The organism is Cellulomonas gelida, assembly GCF_006538725.1.
Classification (GTDB): domain Bacteria; phylum Actinomycetota; class Actinomycetes; order Actinomycetales; family Cellulomonadaceae; genus Cellulomonas; species Cellulomonas gelida.
This window is the reverse complement of sequence record NZ_BJLQ01000039.1, coordinates 1-10,156: the sequence shown is the minus strand read 5'-3', so window position 1 is coordinate 10,156 and position 10,156 is coordinate 1. Positions and strand designations below refer to the sequence as shown.

General features: G+C 75.0%; 9 protein-coding genes and 1 riboswitch. Of the genes, 4 read left to right on the top strand and 5 right to left on the bottom strand.

The window, feature by feature from the left end; all coding sequences use genetic code 11:
- Positions 1-215: 215 nt before the first annotated feature.
- The gene (locus CGE01nite_RS14140) at positions 216-1,433 is read right to left on the bottom strand and encodes an NADP-dependent isocitrate dehydrogenase (RefSeq protein WP_048343560.1); all 1,218 of its coding nucleotides are present in this window, start codon (positions 1,431-1,433) and stop codon (positions 216-218) included.
- Between the two features lie 193 nt (positions 1,434-1,626).
- Between CGE01nite_RS14140 and CGE01nite_RS14135 the strand changes: the two genes are divergently transcribed.
- The gene (locus CGE01nite_RS14135) at positions 1,627-2,718 is read left to right on the top strand and encodes an aquaporin (RefSeq protein ID WP_229747372.1); all 1,092 of its coding nucleotides are present in this window, start codon (positions 1,627-1,629) and stop codon (positions 2,716-2,718) included.
- Between the two features lie 117 nt (positions 2,719-2,835).
- Here the strand turns inward: CGE01nite_RS14135 and CGE01nite_RS14130 are convergent, their stop codons facing one another.
- A complete protein-coding gene (locus CGE01nite_RS14130; RefSeq protein ID WP_082156425.1) occupies positions 2,836-3,375 on the bottom strand; it encodes a DUF3017 domain-containing protein in 540 nt (179 codons plus the stop codon).
- A gap of 34 nt (positions 3,376-3,409) precedes the next feature.
- On the opposite strand from CGE01nite_RS14130, the gene CGE01nite_RS14125 reads away from it, so the two are divergent.
- Positions 3,410-4,663 carry an NAD(P)/FAD-dependent oxidoreductase gene (locus CGE01nite_RS14125; protein ID WP_141371462.1) on the top strand — a complete coding sequence of 418 codons (1,254 nt, stop codon included), beginning with the start codon at positions 3,410-3,412 and terminating at the stop codon, positions 4,661-4,663.
- Between the two features lie 56 nt (positions 4,664-4,719).
- On the opposite strand, the gene purH is transcribed toward CGE01nite_RS14125, so the two are convergent.
- Both purH and CGE01nite_RS14115 read right to left on the bottom strand, forming a co-directional pair.
- The gene (gene purH, locus CGE01nite_RS14120) at positions 4,720-6,375 is read right to left on the bottom strand and encodes a bifunctional phosphoribosylaminoimidazolecarboxamide formyltransferase/IMP cyclohydrolase (RefSeq protein ID WP_141371461.1); all 1,656 of its coding nucleotides are present in this window, start codon (positions 6,373-6,375) and stop codon (positions 4,720-4,722) included.
- A 10-nt stretch (positions 6,376-6,385) separates the two neighbouring features.
- A riboswitch (ZMP/ZTP riboswitch) is annotated at positions 6,386-6,474 on the bottom strand.
- Positions 6,475-6,477: 3 nt separating this feature from the next.
- Positions 6,478-7,239 (bottom strand): TetR/AcrR family transcriptional regulator, encoded by a 762-nt coding sequence (locus tag CGE01nite_RS14115; protein WP_170210987.1) that lies wholly within the window; start codon positions 7,237-7,239, stop codon positions 6,478-6,480.
- A 196-nt stretch (positions 7,240-7,435) separates the two neighbouring features.
- On the opposite strand from CGE01nite_RS14115, the gene CGE01nite_RS14110 reads away from it, so the two are divergent.
- Both CGE01nite_RS14110 and CGE01nite_RS14105 read left to right on the top strand, forming a co-directional pair.
- Positions 7,436-8,392 (top strand): NAD-dependent epimerase/dehydratase family protein, encoded by a 957-nt coding sequence (locus CGE01nite_RS14110; RefSeq protein WP_141371459.1) that lies wholly within the window; start codon positions 7,436-7,438, stop codon positions 8,390-8,392.
- Between the two features lie 137 nt (positions 8,393-8,529).
- Positions 8,530-9,132, top strand: coding sequence for a hypothetical protein (locus CGE01nite_RS14105; RefSeq protein ID WP_141371458.1), 603 nt, complete (start codon positions 8,530-8,532; stop codon positions 9,130-9,132).
- Here the strand turns inward: CGE01nite_RS14105 and CGE01nite_RS17030 are convergent.
- Positions 9,129-10,156 (bottom strand): cell division protein PerM (locus CGE01nite_RS17030; RefSeq protein ID WP_170210986.1); only part of this gene is annotated, 1,028 nt, incomplete at its 5' end. The two genes, CGE01nite_RS14105 and CGE01nite_RS17030, sit on opposite strands and share 4 nt — an antisense overlap.

Genomic DNA, 10,156 nt, shown 5'->3' with positions numbered 1-10,156 from the left:
CGACGGACTGGCGGCAACGTACTGGCTTACGGCAACTTGCAGCAAGACCTTGCGAGCGTTGTGCCCGTCCCGTGACCAACCACCCGAAACCGCCCGGCGACGACGACGAGCGCGCGCGTCGCCCCGCAAGGTCCCGGGCAGCGTGCGGACCTGCGGAGACGACGAACGGCGCCCTCCCCTGGCCGGGGAGGACGCCGTCGACGTCGGTGCGGGGCTCAGCCCAGGCGCGCCGCGAGGTTCTCGTCGAGCGCCGCCAGGAACTCCTCCGTGGTGAGCCACGGCTGGTCCGGGCCGATCAGGAGCGCGAGGTCCTTGGTCATCTTGCCGCTCTCGACGGTCGTGATGACGACGTCCTCGAGCGTCTCGGCGAACTGCGTGACCTCGGGGGTCGAGTCCAGCTTGCCGCGGTGCTTGAGCCCACCGGTCCACGCGAAGATCGACGCGATGGGGTTGGTCGACGTCGGCTTGCCCGCCTGGTGCTGGCGGTAGTGCCGCGTGACCGTGCCGTGCGCCGCCTCGGCCTCGACCGTCTTGCCGTCGGGCGTCATGAGCACCGACGTCATCAGGCCGAGCGAGCCGAAGCCCTGCGCGACCGTGTCGGACTGCACGTCACCGTCGTAGTTCTTGCACGCCCAGACGTAGCCGCCCTCCCACTTCATCGCGGCGGCGACCATGTCGTCGATCAGGCGGTGCTCGTACGTCAGGCCGGCCGCGTCGAAGTCCGCCTTGAACTCGGCGTCGAACACCTCCTGGAAGATGTCCTTGAACGCGCCGTCGTAGGCCTTGAGGATCGTGTTCTTGGTCGACAGGTACACCGGGTAGCCGCGCTGCAGGCCGTACGCGAACGAGGCGCGCGCGAAGTCGCGGATCGACTCGTTGAAGTTGTACATGCCCATCGCCACGCCACCCGCCTCGGGGTAGGTGACGACCGTCTGCTTGATCTCCTCGGAGCCGTCGGCCGGCGTGAACGTCAGCGTGAGCGTGCCGGCGCCCGGGACCTTGAAGTTCGTCGCCTTGTACTGGTCGCCGTGGGCGTGACGGCCGATGATGATCGGCTTGTTCCAGCCCGGGACCAGGCGCGGGATGTTCGAGATGATGATCGGCTCGCGGAAGACCACGCCACCGAGGATGTTGCGGATCGTGCCGTTCGGCGACAGCCACATCTTCTTGAGGCCGAACTCCTCGACGCGCGCCTCGTCGGGCGTGATCGTCGCGCACTTGACGCCGACGCCGTGCTCCTTGATCGCGTGCGCCGCGTCCACCGTCACCTGGTCGTCGGTCGCGTCGCGGTTCTCGATCGACAGGTCGTAGTACCGCAGGTCGATGTCGAGGTACGGGTGGATCAGGCGGTCCTTGATGAACTGCCAGATGATCCGCGTCATCTCGTCGCCGTCGAGCTCGACGACCGGGCCGACTACCTTGATCTTCGCCATGCGGGACTCCTTGCTGAGAACTGGGCCGCCCCAAGATTACTCGACATCAAGAGATCTCGACCGACGATCCAGGGCGAGGCTGGTCACGTCCGACGCCGTCGTCACCGATTTTGGTGCGTGATCGCACCCGCGCTGCACGGCTGGGACTGGCATATTGGCCCGCGAACCACTCGAACCCACCGACAGGACCGCCATGTCCCAGGACAACACCGCCGGCACGCCGGATCCGCAGGGCACCGAGCCCGCGGTCGACCCCGTCGTCGAGCCCGCAGTCGACCCGGCCGCCGCTCCCGCGGCCCCCGCCCCGGCGACCCCCGTGGAGCCCGCCGAGGAGAGCGTCGCGGCGCCCCCCGCGCAGTCGGAGCCCGCCCCGCCCGTCGGGCAGCCGGCCGCCGACGAGCTCGACTACGACGCGTACGTCATCCCCGCCGGCTCCGTCGTCGTCGAGGGCCCGAGCCTGCCCGCTCGGCTGGGCGCCGAGGCGTTCGGCACGTTCGTGCTCGTCCTCGTCGGCCTGGGGGTCGCGCTCTACGCGGCCCTCGGCTCGATCGGCGGCGGTGCGCTCGGCGTGGCGCTCGGCTTCGGCCTCGCGGTCCTCGCGGCCGCCGCGGCCGTGGGCCACGTCTCCGGAGGCCACTTCAACCCCGCCGTGACGCTCGGCGCCGCGCTGGCCGGACGCACGTCGTGGAAGGACGTGCTGCCCTACTGGCTCGCCCAGCTCGTCGGCGGTGCGCTCGGCGCGGCCGTCATCTTCATCGCCGTCCCGTCGGCGCTTCCCGAAGCCCTCGGCAAGTCGAGCGTGCGCGAGCTGTTCTCCGGCGTCGCCAACGGCTACGGCGAGCACTCGCCGCTCAACGCGCTCGTCGTGTCGGGCACCGGCGGCGCCAGCAACGCGGAGTTCACGCTGTTCGCAGCCCTCGTGCTCGAGCTCGTCGCGACCGCCGTCTTCGTCGGCGTCATCCTCGGCGCGACCGACCGTCGCGCCCCCCGCGGCCTCGCGCCCGTCGCGATCGGCGTGGCGCTCGCCGTCCTGCTGCTCGTGACGATCCCCGCGACCAACGGCTCGCTCAACCCGGCGCGCTCGTTCGCCGCGGCGATCTTCTCCGAGTCGTGGGCCTGGAAGCAGCTGTGGGTGTTCGCGGTCGCGCCGCTCCTCGGCGCCGCGCTCGCGGGCATCGTCTACCGCGCGTTCGCCGCCGAGCCCGTCGACCAGGACAACCTGCTCGAGGAGGACGACGTGTACGTCACGGACGAGGACGTCGTCGTCGTGGAGGGTCCGCGCTGATCCGCTGACGCGCGTGCTGCACGCGCGACGAGGGGCACGAAGGGGTCCGGGCATCGTCCCGGGCCCCTTCGTCGTCGCAGGCTGTGCACGTCGCACCCAGCCCGTGGGTGGTGCGGCTCAGACCTCGGGCGTCGGCAGCAGCGCGGCGAGCACGGCGATCGCGATCGCCAGGAAGCACAGGATCGTGACGTCCACGGCCCGCGAGCGCACGGACAGCGCGACCGGGCCGGGCTCGGGCCGCACGGCGCGCACGCCGGCGGCGGCGGCGAGCATCGCGGACAGGGTCCACGCGCCGGCCGCGGTACCCGCCACGAGCGCGACGACGCACGCGACGACGACGCCGCCGCCGGTCCACCACAGCGACGCGTTCCGGGAGGCCTGCAACGAGGCCCGCGCGATGGCCCGCGGGTCCAGCGGTCGCTCGACCGCCGGTACCTCGGCCACGGGCGGAACCGCTCCGCCGCCCGGGAGCTCGGCGACGGCGGGCTCCCCGCCGGACGGCTGCTCGGGCCCGAACGGTGCCCACGGACCGGGTGCGCCCGGGGCGACGGCGGGCGCGGCTGCGGGTGGGGTCGACTGGTCGTGCAGCGTCGGGCCCTGCTCCGACGACCGCGCCGTGCTCCGGTGCACGTGCCCGTGCACGCGTTCGTGAACCATCCCGCCTCCCGACCGCTGAGACTACCGTTGCCGCGTGAGCCCCACGCCCTCCGGACCACCGCCGCCCACCACCGTCCCGGAGTCCGTGGCCGTCGCCGGCGCCGGGCTCGCCGCCACGCAGACCGTCGCGGCGCTGCGCGAGGCGGGGTACTCCGGGCGCGTCGTCGTCCTGGGCGCCGAGGGCGTCCCGCCGTACGACCGCCCTCCCCTGTCCAAGCACCTGCTCGACCGCGTGACGCCCGCGTGGCTCGCCGACGAGGTCGGCACGGACATCACGTCGCTGGCCGACGAGGTGCACCTCGACCGGCCCGCGCGCGGCCTCGTCGTGCACGGCGCGGGCGTCACCGTGCACACCGATCACGGCGACCTGACGGCCGACGCGGTCGTGGTCGCGACCGGCGCGCACGCCCACCGGCCGGACGGGTGGGCCGGCGCGAGCACGCTGCACACTGCCGCCGACGCCGAGCAGCTGCGCGCAGCGCTGCGGCCGGGCGACCGCCTCGTCGTCGTGGGCGCGGGGTGGATCGGGGCGGAGGTCGCAGGTGTGGCGGCGCGCGCGGACGTGGACGTCACGGTCGTGGAGGCGGCTCCCGCGCCGCTCGCCGCGGCGCTGGGGCCGCAGGTCGGCGCGCTGACGACACCCTGGTACGACGAGCACGGCGTCCGGCTCCTCACCGGACGTCAGGTCGCCGCCGTCGACGGCGCGGGCGTGCACCTGGCCGACGGCACGACCCTGCGGGCCGACGTCGTGCTGGCCGCGGTCGGCGCGCGGCCCGCGACCGCGTGGCTCGGTGCGAGCCTGCCGCGGGAGCCCGACGGCGCCCTGCGGGTCGACGAGGGCTTCGCGGTGCTCGGCGCGCCGCGGCACGTGCGCGCGGTGGGCGACGTGACGCTGCGCCGTTCACGTCGGCACGGCTGGGTCCCCGGCGGTCACTGGGACGGTGCGCTGCGCGACCCCACCGAGCTCGTCGCCGACCTGCTCCACCCCGGCGCGACCGCCGCGCGTGCCGACCGCGCGCCGTACGTGTTCTCGACGCAGCTCGGCCACGAGCTCACGCTGTTCGGCCAGCCCGGCGCGGACGACGACGTGGTGCTGCGCGGCGACCCCGCGGCCGGCGCCGGCTGGACCGCGCTCTGGTATCGCCCGGGCACGGACGCGCTGGCGGCGGTCCTCACGGTCGACCGCCCGCGGGACGTGGGCGCAGCTCGACGCCTGTTCACCACGCCCGACCTGCCCGTCCTGCCGCGCACGCGCGCCGCCGACCCCGCGCTCCCGCTACGCGCCTGAGAAGCCGCGAGCCCCGCACCGGGCAGGTGCGGGGCTCGCGGACGGGGCCGGTCCGCTCAGTGGGCGAAGTGGCGGGTGCCCGTCAGGTAGAGCGTCACGCCCGCGGCGCTCGCCGCCTGGATGACCTCCTCGTCGCGGACCGAGCCACCCGGCTGGACGACGGCGCGCACGCCCGCGTCCAGGAGCACCTGCAGGCCGTCGGCGAACGGGAAGAACGCGTCGGAGGCGGCGACCGCGCCGCGCGCGCGCTCGACGTCGCCCGCGTTCGCGCGCTCGACCGCGAGGCGGCACGAGTCGACGCGGTTGACCTGGCCCATGCCGACCCCGACGGACGCGCCGTCGTTCGCGAGCAGGATCGCGTTGGACTTCACCGCGCGCACCGCGCGCCACGCGAACGCGAGGTCCGCGAGCGTGTCCGCGTCCGCGGCCTCCCCGGTCGCGAGCGTCCAGCTGGCCGGGTCGTCGCCGGGGGCGTCGAGGCGGTCGACGTGCTGCAGGAGCAGGCCGCCCGAGACCGGGCGCATCTCGACGACCGGCCCCTGCGGCGCGTCGACCACGAGCAGGCGGATGTTCTTCTTCTGCGTGAGGACCTCGAGCGCGTCCTCGTCGAAGCCCGGGGCCACGACGACCTCGGTGAACACCGGCGCGATCTGCTGCGCGGCGGCCAGGGTGACCCGCTGGTTCGTCGCGATCACGCCGCCGAACGCCGAGACCGGGTCGCACGCGTGCGCCTTGGCGTGCGCGTCGGCCACGTCGGCGCCGACCGCGATGCCGCACGGGTTGGCGTGCTTGATGATCGCCACGGTGGGCGCGTCGCCGTGGTCGTGCGCGGCGCGCCACGCGGCGTCCGCGTCGACGTAGTTGTTGTAGCTCATGGCCTTGCCGTGGAGCTGGGCGGCACCCGCCAGGCCCTGACCGGCGCGGCCCGCGTCGGACAGGTACAGCGCCGCGGACTGGTGCGGGTTCTCGCCGTAGCGCAGCACCTCGCCGCGGGTCCACTGCGCCCCGACGAGCGCGCCGAAGCCCGACTCGAGGGCCTGCTCGTCGGGCGCGTACGCGTTCGCGAACCAGCCGGACACCGCGATGTCGTACGCCGCGGTGTGCGCGAACGCCTCAGCCGCGAGGAGCCGGCGCTGCGCGAGCGTGAACCCGCCACCGGCCGCGGCGTCGGCGACGGCCTCGTACCGTGCGGGGTCGACGACGACCGCGACGCTCGGGTGGTTCTTCGCGGCCGCGCGGACCATCGACGGTCCGCCGATGTCGATCTGCTCGACGCACTCGTCGGGCGCGGCGCCCGACGCGACGGTCTGCGTGAACGGGTACAGGTTGACGACGACGAGCTCGAACGCGGCGATGCCGAGCTCGTCGAGCTGCGCGAGGTGCTCGGGGCGGCGCGTGTCCGCGAGGATCCCGGCGTGCACGCGCGGGTGCAGCGTCTTGACGCGCCCGTCGAGGCACTCGGGGAACCCGGTGAGGTCCTCGACCTTGGTGACCGGGACACCGGCGGCTGCGATCGTCGCGGCGGTCGAGCCGGTGGAGACGAGCTCGACGCCGGCCGCGTGCAGGTCGGTCGCGAGCTGGACCAGCCCGGTCTTGTCGTACACCGAGACGAGCGCGCGGCGCACGGGGCGGCGGGTCTCGTCGGAAGCCGGGTCGAGGTCAGAGCTGGGGACGGGCGGGACGGCGCTCACGGCACACTCCTGGGTCGGCATCGAGGTGGGACCCAGGCACCCAGGCGGGCGGTGCGCTGCAGGGGGACTTCAGCCGCTCCCCGGTGGTCGGTCCCACCTTCGCCAGTCACGGCCGGGCCCAGTCTAGCCCGCGAGGTCCACCCGCAGACCGACTCCCGCGGCGACCGTCGCGAGCGTGACGTCGAACGCGCGCGCGGGGTCCGCCACGACGCGGTGCAGGTGCCCGAAGAGCTCGGCCGAGAGCGCGCCGAGCAGCGCCTCGAACAGCGAGAAGGACCGGACGACGAGGGCCGCGGCCGCGTCGGACGGCACAGCGCCGCGCGCGAGCCGCCCCGCGACGCCCGCCATCTCGCGCGCGAGCTCGACCGCGAACGGGTCGACGAGGTCGTCGGAGCGGCCGTCGGCCGGGGACGGGCCGAGCACGCCACGCGCGTGCGCGTCGAGGAGCGGTGCGGCCACCGCCGCCCAGACCCGCGTCGCGTGCGGGACGGTGTCCTGCGGCGCGGCGTACCCGGGCACGGGCGTGCCGTAGATCAGCTCGTAGGAGTGCCGGTGCTCCACCGCCCAGGTGCGGAACGCCCGGCCGACCGCGAGCCACGTCTGCCCGGGGGCGGCGGCGTCGTCGACCGCGCGCGCGAGCGCCGCCTCGCACGCCTCGGCGACCTCGTCGTAGGACTCGACGAGGAGCATCGTCAGGAGGGCGTCGCGCGACTCGACGTACCGGTACACCGCGGACGAGGCGACGCCCAGGTCGCGCGCGACGGCGCGCAGCGAGAGCTGCGCCGCCCCTTCGGCGGCGATCCGGGCGCGGGCGGCGGCGAGCAGGTCCGCCTGGAACGCGGCACGCGCTCGCGCCCGGGGGGTCGTCGGGGCGTCGGGGCTCATGGCCCGATGATGCCCGACGTGAGCACCGATCATCAATGTGAGCACCGCTCTTGACATCGCGCGCTGCGGCCCGTGAGCATGGGTACCAATCGAGAGCACCGCTCACACTTCCGCCGGTCGCCGGGCCTCGCGCATCGCCCAGCGTCCGGGCCTGCGCGTGTCTCGCGTTCGTCGGACCCCCTCACCAGGAGCACCCATGTCCCGTCACGTCGTCATCGGCAAGGGCCCGGTCGGCACCTCGCTCGCCCGCCTGCTCGCGTCGCAGGGGCACGACGTCGTCGTCGTGTCCCGGTCCGGCGGCACCGACCGCGGCACCCGACCGACGGTCCCCGGCGCGTGGACGCACGTCGCGGCCGACGCGTCCGACACGGCCGCCCTGACCGGCCTCACCGCGGGGGCAGCGGCCCTCTACCAGTGCGCCAACCCGCGCTACGACCAGTGGCCGGCTGTCTGGCCGGGTCTGCACCGCGCAGCCCTGGACGCCGCGCAGGCGACCGGGGCCGTGCTCGTCGTCGCCGCGAACCTGTACGGCTACGGCGCCGGCAGCGGGGTCATGCGCGAGGACACGCCGCTCGCCGCCACCGAGACGAAGGGCCGCGTGCGCGCGCAGATGTGGCGCGAGTCCGCCGCGCGGACGCAGGCGGGCGACGTGCGCGCGACCGAGGTCCGGGCGTCGGACTACCTCGGCCCGTACGCGACCGGGGACTCGCACGCGGGCGACCGCCTGATGCGTCCCGTGCTGCGCGGCGGCACGTGCCGCCCGATCGGCGACCCGGACCAGCCGCACTCGTGGACCTACCTGCCCGACATGGTCGCGGCGATGGCGGCCGCGGCGAGCACCGAGGCCGCCTGGGGCCGTCCGGTCATGGCCCCGACGAACGCTCCCCTGACGTTCCGCGAGCTCGCGACGCGGCTGGCCGCAGCAGCCGGGACGACGACACCGCGCCTGGCCCCCGTGCCCGACGTCGTGCTGCGCACGGCCGGGCTCGTCTCCCCCGTGCTCCGCGAGGTCCGCGGCATGCGCTACCAGTTCGTCGAGCCGTTCGAGATGGACTCCACCGCCTCGCACGCGCTGCTCGGCCTCGACCCCACTCCCTGGGACCGGATCACCCAGCAGACCGTCGCCTGGTGGCGCGCCCACCTCACCCCCTGACCTCCCACCTCCTCTCGCGACCGACCCAGCGCCCACTCCGGCCTCGGCGGCTGGAAGGGCGCGTAGGCGCTGGTTCGGCGTGGGGTGGCGGGATGTGGATGGGCGGCGCACGTGGTGGCGTGGGCGAGAATGTCGGGGTGAGCAACCCCTACGCGCCGCCGGAGGACCGGCCGTCGTCGGCGCCCGACGACGGTGCGGCATCGCAGGGCGCGCCGCAGCCGCACGGGGCGCCACCGCAGGGCCACCCCACGGCGCCCGGGGGCCAGCCCGGTCCCGAGGCGGGCTGGGGCATGCCCCCAGGGCAGCGGCCGGTCGCACCCCCGTCGCGTGACGCCACGCCGCCGGACCCGGAGCAGGTCGCGGCGCTCGCGCGTCAGGGCCGCACGTTCGCGGCGCTCATGGTCGCGGCCGTGCTCACGAGCTCGTTCCCGGTGCCGTGGCAGGCCGCCGGACTCGTCTTCACGGTGCTCGCGCTCGTCGTGGGCGTCCGCGCACTGATCCGCGCGATCAGGCTGCGCGTGCGCGGCACGCTCACCGGTCTGCTCATCGGCGGCGTGGGCGTGAGCGCGTTCTGGCTCGTCGTCTCGATCGGGATGGCGCTCATGTGGCCCATCTACGTGGACCGCCAAGAGTGCCTCGCCGGGGCCCTGACCATCAGCGCGCGCCAGGAGTGCGAGACGCAGTTCCGGCAGTCGGTCGAGGAGTGGGTCGAGCGGTTCGAGACCCGCACCCGTCCCTAGCGGCGACGCAGCCGCTGCCACCCTCGCAGCAGCGCCTGCGCGGTGGCCGCACGCAGCAGCCGGTCCGTCGGGAGCACGACGAGCAGGGAACCGACGAGCACCTCGAGCGCGACCACGCCCCCGACGAGCAGCGCGGGCGCACCCAGCTCGGTCATGCGCCCCGGTCCGATCGCACCCGATGCCGGGAGCATCGCCACAGCGGCGACGAGCCCCGTGATGACGGCGGTCGCCACGCACGCGGCAGACCCGCTCCACGCCCGCAACCCCTGGCGACCGCGCAGGCCTCGGTGCACGTACCACCCGGCGACGGTCCCGCACGCGACCACGAGCAGCGGCGCGAGCACCGCGGGACCTCCCACGACGTCCCCGCCCGGCAGCGCGCCGAGCATCGGGACGGCCGGCAGGGTGCCGCCCGTCATCGCGTCCACGGCGAAGTGCGAGCCCTCCCCCACCGCGAAGCCCGGGCCTGCGATCCACGCGACGGCCCACACGACGAGCACGGGCGCGAACGCGAGCTCGGCGAGCGCGAGCACGGCCCCGCCGAGCAGGTCGACGCCGAGCGCGTCGGCGATGGCGACGATCGTCGTGCGACCGGCGAGCACCCAGCCCGTCACGACGAGCGCGGCGACGACGACGAGCGAGGCGAACGCGATCGTCGCGGCCTCGGCCGCGGTCGCGATCACGATCGGCAGCCGCCCGTGCCAGGGCCGGGTGAGCTCGCGCCACGTCGGGGCCTCGGGCCGCGCGAGCAGTCCCGCCGCCATCCCGGTCCCGCCGACGAGCGCACCGCCGACGAGCCCGCGCAGGCCCGCCACGGGCCCCGCGACGCTCGCCCCCAGCACGCCGACGACCACCGCGTACGCGACGGTTCCGGAGACGAAGGCCGACCGATCGACCACCCCCGACCGGCGCGCCGAGGCCCACGCGGTGAACAGCGCGATCAGGGTCACACCGAGCGGGACGAGCGTGACCTGCGCACCGCCGACGACCGGGGGCACGCCGTGGCCCGCGAGCCACAGGCTCG

Bases quoted from the DNA above. Each gene is read 5' to 3' on its own strand.
- CGE01nite_RS14140 (WP_048343560.1), bottom strand. From the start codon at position 1,433: ATGGCGAAGATCAAGGTAGTCGGCCCGGTCGTCGAGCTCGACGGCGAC.
- CGE01nite_RS14135 (WP_229747372.1), top strand. From the start codon at position 1,627: ATGTCCCAGGACAACACCGCCGGCACGCCGGATCCGCAGGGCACCGAG.
- CGE01nite_RS14130 (WP_082156425.1), bottom strand. From the start codon at position 3,375: ATGGTTCACGAACGCGTGCACGGGCACGTGCACCGGAGCACGGCGCGG.
- purH (WP_141371461.1), bottom strand. From the start codon at position 6,375: ATGCCGACCCAGGAGTGTGCCGTGAGCGCCGTCCCGCCCGTCCCCAGC.
- CGE01nite_RS14115 (WP_170210987.1), bottom strand. From the start codon at position 7,239: ATGAGCCCCGACGCCCCGACGACCCCCCGGGCGCGAGCGCGTGCCGCG.
- CGE01nite_RS14110 (WP_141371459.1), top strand. From the start codon at position 7,436: ATGTCCCGTCACGTCGTCATCGGCAAGGGCCCGGTCGGCACCTCGCTC.